This is a genomic window from Gordonia sp. NPDC127522 (assembly GCF_042672305.1).
Taxonomy (GTDB): domain Bacteria; phylum Actinomycetota; class Actinomycetes; order Mycobacteriales; family Mycobacteriaceae; genus Gordonia; species Gordonia hongkongensis.
Window position 1 is genome coordinate 112,233 of record NZ_JBHXVK010000014.1, and the last position, 13,927, is coordinate 126,159.

Below are 13,927 nucleotides of genomic sequence, written 5' to 3' on the forward strand. Positions count from 1 at the left end.
GTGTCAGGTGCCCTCTCTGGTCAGCTCGGCGTCGGCCGAGTGAAAGGTGCCGTCGATCGTGATCCCCCCGTCGACCCGCAGCACGGTGCCGGTGACGAAGGATGCATCGGTCGAGGCGAGAAATGATGCGGCGGCGGCTATCTCATCCGGAGATCCGAAGCGCCGCAACGGAGTCCGGCTCAGCAACCGGGATTCGTCGAGGGTTCCGGACTCGATGCCGGACCGCATCATCCCGGTGTCGATGTAACCGGGCGCCACCGCGTTCACCCGGATGCCGTGGGGTCCCCACTCGGCCGCCAGCGTCCGCGTGATCCCGAGAACCCCGGACTTGGCTGCGGTGTAGGCCAATCGGTGTGGCAGGCCGAATGTCGACCCCACCGATGCCAGATTGATGATCGAGGCGGTCGGCGACTCACGCAGCAGGTCGAACGCTTCCCGGCTGCATCTCATCGTGCCGCCGAGATGGACGTCGAGCTCGGCCTGCCAACGCCCGGAATCGATCTCCTCGGCATTGGTGCGGGAGATGATACCGGCGTTGTTGATCAGTATGTCGAGGCGACCGTGGACTCGCCGCATCGACTCGACACCTCGACGAACCGAGCCGTCGTCGGTCACATCCACCACCAGTGCGGTTCCCGACACGTCCGCGGCGGCCTGGTCGGCGCGACCGGCATCGATGTCGGCGACGACCACATGATGGCCGTCGGCATGCAGCCGCCGCGCCATCGCGAGGCCGAGGCCTTGCCCGCCGCCGGTGATCAGCGCGACCGAACCATCCGCGGCGGTGCGGTGCCCGCCGTTTCGCCCGCCACTCATCGTCCCGACACCTCGCGCACGATCATGTCGCCTTCGGCCGCGGCGATCTCGTTGGCGTCGTGCGTGGTGTCGAACGGCTCCCAGCGGATCAGCATGCAGATGGCCGCGCCGATCAGCGGCACCGCGACGAAGATGGTGATGGTGGTCGACAGCCCCAGCGACTCCGACATCCGCGGGAACGCGTACAGGCCGACGATTCCGCCGATGCTCTGCGAAATGGTGGCCAGCTGTCCGCCGCGACCACGCAGATCGGACGGGTAGGCCATCGCCGCCATGGTCAGACCTGACACACCGGGGCCCGCCGAGTGGAAGAAGATGAACATCGCCGGGACGATGAACGCCAGGAGCACGGGGAGCGAGTCGAAGAAGACGCCGAGGATCAGGATCATCGCGGCGACTGCCAGGAAGCCGTATTTCGCGGCGCCGTTCGCACCGAGTTTGGAGGCCACCCAGATCGACGCGATTCCGCCGACGATGCCGAACACGTTGAAGACGATGGAACCGAAGGTCGCCTCGCCGAAATTCTCACCGAACAGGCTGAGCGCGATGACCGGCAGGTAGTAGGCGACGGCGTAGTACTGCAACGCCTGCATCATGGTGACCACGTTCGCCAGGATCGTTCGTGCGCGGAATCGCGTGCTGAACAGTTCGGTGAAACGTCGCTCCTTCTTCGGCTCCTCGATGGCCGCGTCGAGATGACCGGTGGGATAGGTGGCCTCGATCCCGTACATCGCCTTCAACGACTTGGTCAGCTCCGGGAGTCTGCCCTTCTTGGCGAGCCAGCGCGGACTGTCCGGCATCAGCGCGAACTGCGCGATGGCGACGACGAAGGCGAACACGGCGGCGGTGACGAGTCCCCAGCGCCAGATGCTCAGTCCGACTTCGAGGTGGTACAGGCCCAGGACGATGGCCAGCGCGACGACGGTCGAGATGTACCACTGGGCCTGCCAGAAGTTGAGCAGGTACTGCCGCTTCTTGGGCAGGTTCTCCGACAGGTAGGCCATGGCGACGCCCAGGTCCACGCCGTAAGCGGCGCCGGCGATGCAGCGCGCGAGGACCAGCATCGCGAAACTCGGTGCCGCGGCCATCATCAGTGCGGCGATGACCGCGACGATCTTGGCCACCACCATGATTCGCACTCGTCCGTAGCGGTCGGCGAGCAGACCACAGGTCGCGGCCGCGAGGAGGGTCGCGACGTATCCGTACGCACTGACCAGCCCCACGCCATTGGCGTCGAGATTGAGCTGCTCACTCATCGGCGCAGTACCGGAGCTGAGTACCGCGAGGAAATACGCCTCGAAAGCAATGCCGGCGAGCCCGAGCACCAGCATGAGCTTGTGTCTACGGGTCTTGATGTCCTCCGTGTCGACCAGGTCGTCGACCTCGGCGACCGAGGTGAATGCCCGATTCCGGGCAGGGAGTAGTTGGGTCATGAGGAATCCGTTCAGGAGCGCCCGCAGTACCGACGGCGGGCGTGTCAACAGGTCACTGAATCGAGAAGTGTTGCGATCCAGCGTTTCAGGGACGGTCCAGCGCCACGTGGCGCCGGAACCGGGAGCGGTGAACTAGAGGTGCTTCAGCAGGTCGCCCAGTCTGTCGAGGAGATGGTCGGGTTCGTGATCGGCGAGTGTGTCGTGTCCGTAATATCCGTAGGCGGCACCCATCGTGCGGGTGCCCGCGGCGGCCCCGGAACGTATGTCCTGAGGGCCGTCACCGATGTACCAGGTATGGGCCGGGTCCAGCCCGGTCCGCTCCAGTCCGAGCAGGACGGGGGCTGGATGTGGCTTGCGTTCTCGGGTGTCGTCGGCGGTGACGATGGTTGCGAAGAGGTCGATATCGATGTCGAGGTACTCGAAATCCTTCTGCACCCGACTCAGTCGCTTGTTCGTGACGATGCCGACGGTGATGTCGCGGTCGGCGAGCGCGGCCAGTGTCTCGTGCAGTCCCGGGTAGGCCGCCACCCGTTGATACGCACTCGAGATGTAGTGCGCCCCATAGGCGCTTTCCAGATCGACCGGATCCCCGTCCGACCACCGGGCGAAGATCTCGGGCGGCCGTGGCGCCATCAGTACGCTCGGGTCCTCCAGTTCCCCGGGCAGCGGCCGGTCGAGCTCGTTCTCGAATGTCGCCCGATAGGCCTCGACGATCGCGAACCTGGAGTCGATGAGGGTGCCGTCGAGATCGAACAGCACCCCGTTCGTTGTAATGGGAACACCGGTGTCCGCGCGGGCGGAATCGGTCTCTGCGATGCTTGTCTGGGAACTCATGCCTGCCCCTCCCGGGGGGTGAAGGCGAAGAACTCGCGCGGATTGTCCACGAACACCCGCTCCGCGATATCGGCGGGCAGGCGATCGCGAATCTGCTTGAGCAGACCGGCGAATCCCGGCCCACCTCCGTGGTGGGGCTGATAGGAGGGTCGGCCGAGATCACCGGAGACCATGATCTTGGTGTAACCCTCGTCGAAAAGGCGTCGCACATAGTCGACCCGTAGCTCGTCCGATGGGTATTTCGGCTTGGTCCAGTGATCGAAACCCAGCCAGACCCCGGTCCGCGCGACCTCGCGTAGGTAGCCGAAGTCGAGGTTTCGATCCAGGTGCCCGATGAGGACGTGGTCCGGATCGACGCCCAGATCGGCGAAGCCGTTCGCCTGTAGGTCGCCGAGCGTGCCGGCCTGACAGTGCGTGGAGATCGGTGCACCGGTCATGAGATGCGCTCTGGCGACTGCCTGCTGGACCTTGCGCTCGTCGTCACGGATCTCGTCCGTCCGGCAGGTGCCGAACTTGATCACGCCGGCCGGTGCCGAGGTGTTGTCGATCCCGGCGGTGACATCGGCAACGAACCGCGCGGCGATCTCGTCGATCGATTCCGTGGCAACCGAGTCCGGATAGTAGATCCCCTTCTGATAGCCACTCGCGCTGACGATGTGCACGTTCGAGGCTTGGGCGACCGCCAGCAGTCCGGTTGCATTGCGCCCGTAATCGGCGGTTGTCATCTCGATGAGCGCGCCGCCGCCCAACCCATCGAAGTCCGCGACCTCGGCGATGGCCGCGTCGACGCGATCGAGGACCATGTCGGGGTCCTGGTCCTGCGCCCACTTGGGCGGGTTCGTGAAGAGGTGCTCATGGCACAGGGTCACTCCGAGATTCTCCGGGGCGATGTCGCCGAGCACGGTTCTGATGACGGGCACGAGTTCTCCGTTTCGGGGTCGAGAAGGGTGAAGGCCGGTCAGGCCGGGGACAGTTGGTCGATGTCGGCAGTGGCGGCCCACACCTCGCGCAACGGCTCGAGAACGGCACGATAGACCGCGAACGCGTCGTCGTACAGGGCAGCGGTCGACGGATCGGGCTCATGCACTCGTCCGGGCCGGACCAGACAGGTGGTCACGCTGTCGAGGTCGGGATACTGCCCGGTGGCCACGGCCGCGAGCATGGCCGCTCCGAGCGCGCCGGACTCCGGGACATCGGGAGCCACGATCGTTTTCTGCAGGACGTCTGCAATGATCTGGCTCCACTCGACGCTGCGAGCTCCGCCGCCGGTCAGCCGGATTTCGTTGATCTGCACCGGCATCGCCGCATAACAGTCGCGCACCGACAACGCGGTGCCCTCCATGACCGCCCGCACCAGTTCGGCGGGTGTGGTGTCGCCGCGCAGATCGACGAAGCTGCCGCGCGCATTCACATCCAGGAACGGGGCCGTGGCGCCGGCTGTGTTGAGGTATGGGTGGAACACCAGTCCACGGCACCCCGGTTCGGCGGTACGGGCGAAGTCCCGCACCACGTCCCCGAGGGTCGTCGCACCGCGGGTGATGCGATCGACCTCGGCCGGACAGAACGTGTTGATCACCCAGTCCAGGCACAGCGTCCCGCCCCCGGAATTGGTGATCTGGCGCTGCCAGCGGTTCTCGGGCATGAGGAAGCCAAACCCGACTCCTGCCGGTTCGAGCAGCGGGTGATCGGTGGACGTGCCGTTCATCAGGCTCGTGCCGATGGTCGTGACGGCCTGACCGTCGTGCGCCGCACCGATTCCGATCATGTTCGCCGTCGCGTCGCCGGTGCCGGCACACACCGGTGTCCCGACCGGGAGACCGGTCTCGGCGGACGCTTCGGCGGACACGGTGCCGAGAAGCCCGTCGCTGACCCCGACCGTCGGCAAGCGGGTCGACATCTCTTCGATGCCGAAGGCGGTGAAGAACTCCTCGGACTTGCGCCGGCCACGGAAGTCGCAGGGCGCGAACGAGAGATCGGACTCTTCGGTGGCCACCACGCCGGTGAGCCGATAGTTCACGTAGTCCTTGGCCATGAAGAAGTGGCGGATGGCGTGGTAACGGTCCGGTTCGGCGCGCTTCATCCAGGCCAGCAGCGGGTATGGGGTTCCCGGGATCAACGCGTTCCCGCTGATCGCGAAGAGCGCGTCGAGATGCCCTCGGTCACCGGCTTCGTCGAGGATGCCCGCGGCGCGGGCATCGGGCCAGCAGATCGCACGGCCCACGGGTTCGCCGTCGGCACCCAGGGCCCAGAGACCGCCCATGTGCCCGGTGACGCCGATCGCCACGATCGAGGTCGACGGTTCGAGTTCTCCGACCACGGCCCTGATCGTGGAAGCCACTGTCGCCCAGGTCTTCTCCGGGTCCTCCTCGTGACGCCCAGCGGTCGGGTAGAAACTGGGCGTGCGCGCACCGCATTCGGCGACGAGCTCGCCCGTGGCCAGGTCGACGGCAATCGACTTCAGCGAACTCGTCCCCTTGTCGACACCGATCACGACTGAGCGACTCATCGGGACACCCCTGCGGCGACAGCCGCCACGCGGAGCGCGAGGCGGTCGACTTCGAGCAGCTGATCAGTTGCCGTGTGTCGAACCTGTTCCCCCGCAGCTTCGATCACTCGCACCCCGGAGGCTTGCAGGCGGTGGGCCAGTACCTGCGCCCCGGGATGGTCCGACTCGATCCGAATCTGCAGTTCGCGACCAGCACCGGCCAGGATACGAACCAACGATGTACACAGGCCGCGCCAGACTGCACCGAGCACCTCCTCGGGCGAGGTCTGATACGACAGGCCGACCAGGACGTCGCGGCCGTCGACAGCCGCGTAGGTGACGCGGGTCGGGGTCGCCTCCCACTCGGCCACCGTCTCGGCGAACCGGGTCGTCAGGTCGGCGGCCACGTCGGGCGCGAACCGCTCCACGAAGGAGTCCAGCAGGTCCCAGCCGGGACTCGCCAGGGTCTCGACCGATCCGTTCGAACCCCGCACCACCACACGAGCAGGCTGGCCGGCGGCCAAGATCACCAGAGCGTCGGGAGAATCCGTGTCGTTTACGAGGACCTCCGAGCCTTGACTCGGTGTCCGGAATCCGGATAGCGTGTGCGCCATACGGAACGATTGCACGGCTAAGTATTTGTGTCAACCATCACATCATGGTCCACATGTGTCTCATGGCTCGGAAGAGTCGTTCCGACCAGGAGCCCAGATGCGATACCCGCCACCACGAGAACCGAATTGATCAGTCCCACATAATCATTCGCGAGGAGATCAGCATGACAACACAGCGCGACCGGTCGGCCGAGATCGACCCGAAGAATCACATCGCGTCCATCATCAAGGCGGTCGATGTCCTCGAGGCCTTCAAAGGTGACCGTGCCGAGCTGTCGCTGGCGGATCTGATGAAGAAGTGCGGGTACAGCCGAACGACGATGTATCGAATCCTCAGCACCCTGGAAGTCGCTGGCTGGATCGAACGAACCCGATCCGCGGATTACCGACTCACCCTCCGCGTCTTCGAACTCGCATCGGCGGTCCTGGGCAGCTTCGACCTACGAACCGAGGCCAGCCATGTGATGTCGGAACTGGCGGCGCGGTTCGACGAGCACGTGTACCTCCTCGTCCCGGATGGTGCCCGTGCCGTGTGCCTCGACATGATCGAGAGCAGCCAGCCGATCCGGGTGATGGTCCTGACCGTCGGCCGGTCGCTGCCGCTGTACCTGGGCGGGGCACCCGTCGCGATGCTGGCCGAACTCGAGGACACCGCCCTACCCCAGGTGCTGGACTCAGGTCCGATGTTCACGCCGGCCGGTGACGAGATCACCGAGGAGGAACTGCGCGACCGGCTCGACGAGACCCGCCGGCGGGGCTACTCGATCAGCGTCGGGGACGTGACGCCCGGTGTCGCCGCCCTGGGTGCCTGCATCCGCGACCGAAAAGGAAATGTGGTCGCGGCGTTGAGTATCGGCGGACTTTCCGCGGACATGTCGGACGAGCGTCAGGACGAGATTGCCGCCGCCCTCATGGAGGGTGCGCTCACCGTTTCGCGCCGCCTGGGGTACGCCGGCTGATCGTGACAGTGTCCGTCACCGTCGGAAGAGCTTGTTGCCCAACCACACCAGCGGGTCGTAGGTGCGGTCGACGACTCGCTCCTTCATGGGGATCAACGCGTTGTCGGTGATCTTGATCTGCTCGGGACAAACGTCGGTACAGCACTTGGTGATGTTGCAGAGGCCCAGTCCGTGCTCGGTGCGCGCCGAGTCGCGGCGTTCGGCCACGTCCAGGGGGTGCATGTCGAGTTCGGCGACGCGCATCAGGAAACGCGGCCCGGAGAAGTTCTGTTTGTTGTCCTCGTGATCGCGCACGACATGGCAGGTGTCCTGGCACAGGAAGCACTCGATGCACTTGCGGAACTCCTGCGAACGCTGCACGTCGACCTGCTTCATCCGGTACTCCCCCGGCGCCAGACCCGGTGGCGGTGTGAACGATTGCACTTCACGGGCTTTGGCGTAGTTGAACGAGACATCGGTGACCAGGTCGCGGATCACCGGGAACGTGCGCATCGGGGTCACCGTCACGACCTCGTCCTCGGTGAACGTCGACATCCTGGTCATGCACAGCAGTTTGGGACGCCCGTTCACCTCCGCCGAACACGATCCGCACTTGCCCGCCTTGCAGTTCCAGCGCACCGCGAGATCCGGAGCCTGCGTCGCCTGTAGGCGGTGGATGATGTCCAGCACCACCTCGCCCTCGTTGACGGTCACCGTGTAGTCCTCGAGACCGCCGGCGTCGGTGTCGCCGCGCCAGATCCGGAACTTCGCGTCGTATCCCATGTCAGTCCTCCGAATGCCCCTCGGCTCGCTCGCCACCGGCGCCGGGATGACCGGCTATCTCGGCCGCCGTGTAGTACTTCTCGATCTCGGGGAACTCGAACAGCTCCAGGAGGTCCGGCCGCATCGGCGTCTGTTCAGTGCGCACGACGCTGACCTCCGGCACCGCGGCGTCGTCCCCGTCGAGGTCCGCGGTGCACACCAGCAGCGCATTGCGCCAGTTCGAGTCCATGGACGGATGGTCATCGCGGGTGTGACCACCGCGGCTCTCGGTGCGCATGAGTGCGGCCTTCGCGACGCACTCGCAGACCAGCAGCATGTTGCGTAGGTCGACTGCGAGATGCCAGCCCGGATTGAACTGACGATGTCCCTCGACCTGCATGCCGCCCAGACGCTTTCGCAGGTCCACGAGCACGCCGATCGCTTCCTGCATCTCGTCCTCTTTGCGGATGATCCCGACCAGATCGTTCATGGCCTGCTGGAGGTCGGTGTGCAGCGTGTAGGGGTTCTCCGGTTTGCCCTCGGCCGGCGGATCGAAGGGTGCCAGCACGGACGCCGCCGCCCGGTCGATGTCGTCGGCGGAGACCGCGGGACGGGTCGTCAGCGATTCGACGTACGCCGCCGCGCCGAGGCCGGCCCGCCGTCCGAAGACCAGCAGGTCCGACAACGAGTTGCCGCCGAGCCGGTTCGAACCGTGCATCCCGCCGGAACACTCGCCGGCCGCGAACAGGCCCGGAACCCGTGACGCGGCCGTGTCCGGATCCACCTCGATCCCGCCCATCACGTAGTGACAGGTCGGCCCCACCTCCATCGGTTCGGCGGTGATGTCGACGTCGGCGAGTTCCTTGAACTGGTGGTGCATCGACGGCAGCCTGCGCATGATCTCCTCGGCGGGCATGCGGGACGCGATGTCGAGGTAGACGCCGCCGTGCTCGGTGCCGCGTCCGGCCTTGACCTCCTCGTTGATCGCCCGCGCGACCTCATCCCGCGGCAGCAGGTCCGGTGTTCGCCGGGCGCTGTCGTTGTCCGCCAGCCATTCGTCGGCTTCCTCTTCGGTCTCGGCGTACTGACCTTTGAAGACCGGTGGGATGTAATCGAACATGAAGCGCTTGCCCTCGGTGTTCTTGAGAACTCCACCGTCGCCGCGAACGCCCTCGGTCACGAGGATGCCCTTGACGCTGGGCGGCCACACCATCCCGGTCGGATGGAACTGGACGAACTCCATGTTGATCAGGCTCGCGCCGGCTCGCAGTGCCAAAGCGTGCCCGTCGCCGGTGTATTCCCACGAATTCGACGTCACCTTGAACGACTTGCCGATGCCGCCGGTGGCGACGACCACCGCGGGCGCCTCGAACACGATGAACCGGCCGGACTCCCGCCAGTACCCGAACGCACCGGCGATCGCGTCGCCGTCCTTCAGCAGTTCGGTGATAGTGCATTCGGCGAACACCTTGATGCGCGACTCGTAGTCACCGGTGGCGGCGTAGTCCTCCTGCTGCAGCGAGACGATCTTCTGTTGCATCGTCCGGATGAGTTCCAGCCCGGTGCGGTCGCCGACATGAGCGAGGCGAGGATAGGTGTGGCCGCCGAAGTTGCGCTGCGAAATCCGCCCGTCCGCGGTTCGATCGAACAGGGCGCCATAGGTTTCGAGTTCCCAGACGCGATCCGGGGCCTCCTTGGCGTGCAACTCGGCCATGCGCCAGTTGTTCAGGAACTTGCCACCTCGCATCGTGTCCTGGAAGTGCGTCTGCCAGTTGTCTTTCGAGTTGGCGTTGCCCATCGAGGCGGCACATCCGCCTTCGGCCATGACCGTGTGGGCCTTGCCGAACAGCGATTTGCACACCACGGCCACCGAGTAGCCGCGCTCGCGGGCCTCGATGACCGCCCGCAACCCGGCACCGCCCGCACCGATGACAACGACGTCGTACTCGTAGCGTTCCGGCTCGGTCATCTAGCGGGACTCCCAACGTTGAGAACGGCTGCACCACAGGCGTTGTGTTGTCAATCGGTCAACCCACGAACCTCAGGTCCGAGATGGTGTTGCTGGCGACCAGCATGATGTAGAAGTCGGTGAGCACCAAAGTCCCGAGCGTGATCCAGGCGAATTGCATATGCCGGGTGTTGAGCTTGGACACCTGACTCCAGACCCAGTACCGCACCGGATGTTTCGAGAAGTGCTTGAGCCGGCCGCCGGTCACGTGGCGACACGAGTGGCACGACACCGTGTAGGTCCACAGCAGGAGCACGTTCACGACGAGGATGACGTTGCCCAGCCCGAAGCCGAAACCGCCGCCTTCACCGTGGAAGGCGACGATCGCGTCGTAGGTGTTGATCACCGAGATGACCACGGCCACGTAGAAGAAGTACCGGTGCGAATTCTGGATGATGAGCGGTAGTCGCGTCTCGCCGGTGTACCGACTGTGGGGTTCGGCGACGGCGCAGGCAGGCGGCGACAGCCAGACCGACCGGTAATAGGCCTTGCGGTAGTAGTAGCAGGTCAGTCGGAACCCGAGCAGGAACGGCAGCGAGAGGAATGCCAGCGGAATGAACATCGGGAGTTCGGGGAAGGGGGTACCGAAATGACTCGCCCCGGGCACGCACGACTCGCTGAGGCACGGTGAATAGAACGGCGAGAGGTAGTGATAGTCCGCGGCGTAATAGGCGGTGCGCACGAAGGACCGGATCGTCGCGTAGATGACGAAGGCCGCGAGACCCACGACTGTCAGCAGCGGCGACAGCCACCACCTGTCCTGGCGGAGAGTTCGGGCCAGGATTCGCGCGCGGCCCGGAGAGAAGACCCCGACTGTGTCCCGCTCAGTCGCGGGGGCGCTCACTTCGTGCGCTCACGCGAATGAAAGCCCAGCCCTTCGTCCTGCGCACCCAGCCAGGCCGACTCGTCCGACTTGCAGTCAGGCACATAGATCACCTGGTCTCGCCCGACTTTCGTCTGCAGCAGCGGTGGCGGCGCGTGCTCGAAGTCGTGAAGGTCGATCTCCAGCCGATCCAGATCGTTGGACATTCGCCGAACCGCGTCTACATCGCCGTACTGCGTCTGCAGCGTGGTCATGTGATGCCGTAGCGCACCTATACTCCGATGCAGCTCCTTCATCTCGGTCGGTATCATGGCACATCCCTTCCTGCCTATGTGATGAAGAACACAGTACCGGCCGGGCCCGCTGAGTCAACGATGTTGGCGGAACGTGTCGGCTCCCCCGACCGGAGGCCGCCAGATGAACGACGACGACCACGTTCCCGCGCAGAACCTGCCCCGAGCTGAGCAGCGTTGGACCGCATCGGCGTTCGTACTGGTCGCGATGGCGATCCCGTTCCTCTTGCCCGCGCGTTACGCCGCCGGTACCGCTTGGCTGCTCCCCGCGATCGAGGGGCTGGTCCTGCTGACACTGATCGTGGTCGACCCCGGTCGCATCGACCGGCCCGGCCGGTGGGTCCGCAGCCTCTCCGTGGGGCTGGTCGTCGCCATCGCCGCAGGTGCGGCGTGGGGAGCGGGACGACTCGTGTGGGACCTGCTGCACGGAGATCCGCAGACCGCGGCGGCGAACCAGTTGCTGGTCGCCGGGGCTCTCGTCTGGCTGCAGACCGTCATCGCGTTCGCATTCCTCTACTGGGAGCTCGACGGCGGCGGTCCGGTGAACCGGCACCTGCGTCCGGCCGCATACCCGGACCTCGCCTTTCCGCAACACCTCGAGCCCCGACTGGCACCGCCGGGATGGCGTCCTGTGTTCTTCGACTACCTCTATCTGGCCCTGACCAACGCGACTGCCTTCAGCCCCACCGACGTGATGCCGCTGTCGCGTCGTGCGAAGCTGGCGATGGCGTCGCAGTCGCTGTTGTCGATCGTCATCCTCAGCCTGGTGGTGGCCAACGCGGTCAACCTTCTCGATTGAAGCCCTGCACCGATCGCACACCGGAATAGGGTCGGCGACGTGACGGTTGTGCCGGCGGGGTCCGGAGGACCAGATCGGAGTCGACGATGAGCGAGCCATTCATCGGGACCGTGCCGTCGCGGCAGGTCATCCCGGGTACCGAGCGGCACATCTTCCGGAGCGAGTGGCTCGATTCCCGCCAGTCCTTCCCCGTCACGGGCAACTTCGATCTCGCGGCGAACGCCCACGGAGTCCTGCTGGTGCACAACGACGACCGCGTCGATGCCGGTGAAGGTTTCGACGCCCACTTCCACCGGGACGCCGAAATCGTCACATGGGTGCTCGAAGGTGCTGTCGCTCATCGTGATTCGTTCGGCAACACCGGTGTGATCACGCCTGGCGTCGCGCAGCGGATGAGCGCGGGCCGCGGGATCACCCACACCGAGGCGAATGCTTCACGGCGCAGCGAGAACCGGGACCTGCGCGTTGTGCAGATGTGGGTGGCGCCCGAGCACAGCGGAGGTGAACCCGGCTACGCCGAACGCGACTTCAGCGCCGATCTCGCGACCGGCGGGCTGGTCACGGTGGTCTCCGGCAGGCCCGAACACGCGAGCACCGATGCGATTTCGATCGGCAACCCCTTCGCGGCACTGCACGTGGCCCGGATCGGTTCCGGGCAGTCGATCACGCTGCCCTCGGCACCGTACGGACATCTCTACGTGACCCGCGGTGGAGTCACCCTGGAGGACGGCGCGCGCCTGGTCGAGGGCGACGCGCTGCGCACCACCGATCAGGGCGAGGTCACCGTGTCCGCGAGGTCTGAGGCCGAGATCCTGTTCTGGGAGATGCACACGACGTTTCGCCGTTGACCGGCACCGGTTCAGGCCGTGGTCACTCCTTCTTCACTGACCTGCACACGATTTGCCATAACGCTGCCGGTTTCCGGCGGCCCGGCTACTGTGTGAGCCATTCGAAGGGCGAGGCACTTCGCGCGCCTCGACGGTCAGGTCACCGAGCGAAAGGACGTCCATGCCTTCCCCGTCGCCCGCAGCACGACTCGCGGCTGAGTTCTTCGGAACATTCTGGTTGGTCTTCGGCGGATGCGGTAGCGCGATCTACGCCGCCAAGCAGATCGCCCAGTCCGAGGACGGTCAGGACACCTTTCAGGTCGGGATCGGATTCCTCGGTGTCTCTTTGGCTTTCGGCCTCACCGTGGTGACGATGGCCTACGCGGTCGGGCACGTCTCGGGAGCACATTTCAATCCCGCGATCACGCTGGGTGCCGCCGTCAGCGGCCGGCTCTCCTGGAAAGAGCTGCCCACCTACTGGGTCGCGCAGGTCGTGGGGGGCCTGTTGGCCGGACTCATGCTCTTCCTCATCGCCAAGGGGCAACCCGGGTTCGAGGCCGAGGGCAACATGGCCGCCAACGGGTTCGGCGAACACTCCCCCAGCAACTACTCGCTCACCGCGGTCCTCATCGCGGAGATCCTGCTGACGGCGTTCTTCCTCATCGTGGTCCTGGGTGCGACAGACGGACGCGCTCCCGCGGGCTTCGGCCCGCTCGCCATCGGCTTGTGCCTCACGCTCATCCACCTGATCTCGATCCCGATCAGCAACACATCGGTCAACCCGGCGCGTTCGACGGCGGTCGCCTTCTTCAACGGCAACGGCGCACCCGGTCAGTTGTGGGCCTTCTGGCTGGCGCCGCTGATCGGCGGACTGATCGGCGGTCTCCTCTACCCGCTGCTGTTCCAGAACGGGAAGCGCGCAGCAGCCGAGCCGGCACGGACCGAGACCGCCGACGCCTGATCGTGGCGATGGGCCGGATCGAGGACGGACATGCCGTGCGACTGGTGAACCCGAACTCGACTGATGGACTTCGATCGAAGTCCATCAGTCGAGTTGGGGTTCATCAGTCAGAGTAGGACGCGGTCTCGCGGCCGACGGAGGACCACGAAAGAACTCGTTGTGCTCGGAGCGGGCCCAACTACTGCTCCCTGAGGAGGCCGGAGCTTGCGGAGGCCGTCACGAAGGGCCATGGTGAGATGGGCGAATTCTAGGGGTCCTCGCAACACCGGTTGGTTAGACTGGCACAAGTAAATCACGCAGACGTTCGGCTGGGTTTCTCCAGTCGAGCGTTTTG

General features: G+C 65.5%; 14 protein-coding genes. 4 read left to right on the forward strand and 10 right to left on the reverse strand.

Features of this window, described 5'->3' with window-relative positions; genetic code table 11:
• Window positions 1-3: 3 nt before the first annotated feature.
• The 6 genes from ACFVHY_RS18845 to ACFVHY_RS18870 all read right to left on the reverse strand — a co-directional run bounded on the left by ACFVHY_RS18845 (window position 4) and on the right by ACFVHY_RS18870 (window position 6,068).
• Window positions 4-816, reverse strand: coding sequence for an SDR family NAD(P)-dependent oxidoreductase (locus ACFVHY_RS18845; RefSeq protein ID WP_390274585.1), 813 nt, complete (start codon window positions 814-816; stop codon window positions 4-6).
• On the reverse strand, window positions 813-2,249 hold the full coding sequence (locus ACFVHY_RS18850; protein WP_390274587.1) for an MFS transporter: 1,437 nt from the start codon (window positions 2,247-2,249) through the stop codon (window positions 813-815). The genes ACFVHY_RS18845 and ACFVHY_RS18850 overlap by 4 nt, the downstream gene beginning before the upstream one ends.
• 132 nt (window positions 2,250-2,381) lie before the next feature.
• Window positions 2,382-3,083 carry an HAD family hydrolase gene (locus ACFVHY_RS18855; RefSeq protein WP_390274590.1) on the reverse strand — a complete coding sequence of 234 codons (702 nt, stop codon included), beginning with the start codon at window positions 3,081-3,083 and terminating at the stop codon, window positions 2,382-2,384.
• The gene (locus tag ACFVHY_RS18860) at window positions 3,080-4,003 is read right to left on the reverse strand and encodes a phosphotriesterase (RefSeq protein WP_390274592.1); all 924 of its coding nucleotides are present in this window, start codon (window positions 4,001-4,003) and stop codon (window positions 3,080-3,082) included. The genes ACFVHY_RS18855 and ACFVHY_RS18860 overlap by 4 nt, the downstream gene beginning before the upstream one ends.
• 38 nt (window positions 4,004-4,041) lie before the next feature.
• Window positions 4,042-5,589 carry an FGGY-family carbohydrate kinase gene (locus ACFVHY_RS18865; RefSeq protein ID WP_058251817.1) on the reverse strand — a complete coding sequence of 516 codons (1,548 nt, stop codon included), beginning with the start codon at window positions 5,587-5,589 and terminating at the stop codon, window positions 4,042-4,044.
• Window positions 5,586-6,068: a hypothetical protein gene (locus tag ACFVHY_RS18870; protein WP_390274594.1), complete on the reverse strand. Its 483-nt coding sequence runs from the start codon at window positions 6,066-6,068 to the stop codon at window positions 5,586-5,588. The genes ACFVHY_RS18865 and ACFVHY_RS18870 overlap by 4 nt, the downstream gene beginning before the upstream one ends.
• Window positions 6,069-6,346: 278 nt before the next feature.
• Between ACFVHY_RS18870 and ACFVHY_RS18875 the strand changes: the two genes are divergently transcribed.
• Window positions 6,347-7,141 carry an IclR family transcriptional regulator gene (locus ACFVHY_RS18875; RefSeq protein WP_390274597.1) on the forward strand — a complete coding sequence of 265 codons (795 nt, stop codon included), beginning with the start codon at window positions 6,347-6,349 and terminating at the stop codon, window positions 7,139-7,141.
• Window positions 7,142-7,156: 15 nt separating this feature from the next.
• On the opposite strand, the gene ACFVHY_RS18880 is transcribed toward ACFVHY_RS18875, so the two are convergent.
• From ACFVHY_RS18880 to ACFVHY_RS18895, 4 genes are read right to left on the reverse strand one after another with little or no spacing between them, the layout of a single operon-like run.
• Window positions 7,157-7,903: a succinate dehydrogenase/fumarate reductase iron-sulfur subunit gene (locus ACFVHY_RS18880; RefSeq protein WP_065632377.1), complete on the reverse strand. Its 747-nt coding sequence runs from the start codon at window positions 7,901-7,903 to the stop codon at window positions 7,157-7,159.
• 1 nt (window position 7,904) lies between these two features.
• The gene (locus tag ACFVHY_RS18885) at window positions 7,905-9,851 is read right to left on the reverse strand and encodes a fumarate reductase/succinate dehydrogenase flavoprotein subunit (protein ID WP_390274600.1); all 1,947 of its coding nucleotides are present in this window, start codon (window positions 9,849-9,851) and stop codon (window positions 7,905-7,907) included.
• Window positions 9,852-9,909: 58 nt separating this feature from the next.
• Complete coding sequence (locus ACFVHY_RS18890; RefSeq protein WP_390274603.1) at window positions 9,910-10,734, reverse strand: hypothetical protein; 825 nt, start codon at window positions 10,732-10,734, stop codon at window positions 9,910-9,912.
• Entirely contained in the window at window positions 10,731-11,024 is a 294-nt protein-coding gene (locus tag ACFVHY_RS18895; protein WP_078113201.1) for a hypothetical protein, read from the reverse strand. The genes ACFVHY_RS18890 and ACFVHY_RS18895 overlap by 4 nt, the downstream gene beginning before the upstream one ends.
• Window positions 11,025-11,130: 106 nt before the next feature.
• Here ACFVHY_RS18895 and ACFVHY_RS18900 point away from each other — a divergent pair, with 106 nt between their 5' ends.
• From ACFVHY_RS18900 to aqpZ, 3 genes are all read left to right on the forward strand, one after another.
• On the forward strand, window positions 11,131-11,805 hold the full coding sequence (locus ACFVHY_RS18900) for a DUF1345 domain-containing protein (RefSeq protein WP_165629943.1): 675 nt from the start codon (window positions 11,131-11,133) through the stop codon (window positions 11,803-11,805).
• A gap of 86 nt (window positions 11,806-11,891) precedes the next feature.
• Entirely contained in the window at window positions 11,892-12,653 is a 762-nt protein-coding gene (locus ACFVHY_RS18905) for a pirin family protein (RefSeq protein ID WP_390274606.1), read from the forward strand.
• Between the two features lie 160 nt (window positions 12,654-12,813).
• A complete protein-coding gene (gene aqpZ / locus ACFVHY_RS18910) occupies window positions 12,814-13,593 on the forward strand; it encodes an aquaporin Z (RefSeq protein ID WP_390274608.1) in 780 nt (259 codons plus the stop codon).
• Window positions 13,594-13,927: the final 334 nt, after the last annotated feature.

What these genes read in the sequence shown, in the direction of transcription:
- ACFVHY_RS18845 (WP_390274585.1), bottom strand. Translation starts at nt 816, where the DNA reads ATGAGTGGCGGGCGAAACGGCGGGCACCGCACCGCCGCGGATGGTTCG.
- ACFVHY_RS18850 (WP_390274587.1), bottom strand. Translation starts at nt 2,249, where the DNA reads ATGACCCAACTACTCCCTGCCCGGAATCGGGCATTCACCTCGGTCGCC.
- ACFVHY_RS18855 (WP_390274590.1), bottom strand. Translation starts at nt 3,083, where the DNA reads ATGAGTTCCCAGACAAGCATCGCAGAGACCGATTCCGCCCGCGCGGAC.
- ACFVHY_RS18865 (WP_058251817.1), bottom strand. Translation starts at nt 5,589, where the DNA reads ATGAGTCGCTCAGTCGTGATCGGTGTCGACAAGGGGACGAGTTCGCTG.
- ACFVHY_RS18875 (WP_390274597.1), top strand. Translation starts at nt 6,347, where the DNA reads ATGACAACACAGCGCGACCGGTCGGCCGAGATCGACCCGAAGAATCAC.
- ACFVHY_RS18880 (WP_065632377.1), bottom strand. Translation starts at nt 7,903, where the DNA reads ATGGGATACGACGCGAAGTTCCGGATCTGGCGCGGCGACACCGACGCC.
- ACFVHY_RS18885 (WP_390274600.1), bottom strand. Translation starts at nt 9,851, where the DNA reads ATGACCGAGCCGGAACGCTACGAGTACGACGTCGTTGTCATCGGTGCG.
- ACFVHY_RS18895 (WP_078113201.1), bottom strand. Translation starts at nt 11,024, where the DNA reads ATGATACCGACCGAGATGAAGGAGCTGCATCGGAGTATAGGTGCGCTA.
- ACFVHY_RS18900 (WP_165629943.1), top strand. Translation starts at nt 11,131, where the DNA reads ATGAACGACGACGACCACGTTCCCGCGCAGAACCTGCCCCGAGCTGAG.
- ACFVHY_RS18905 (WP_390274606.1), top strand. Translation starts at nt 11,892, where the DNA reads ATGAGCGAGCCATTCATCGGGACCGTGCCGTCGCGGCAGGTCATCCCG.
- aqpZ (WP_390274608.1), top strand. Translation starts at nt 12,814, where the DNA reads ATGCCTTCCCCGTCGCCCGCAGCACGACTCGCGGCTGAGTTCTTCGGA.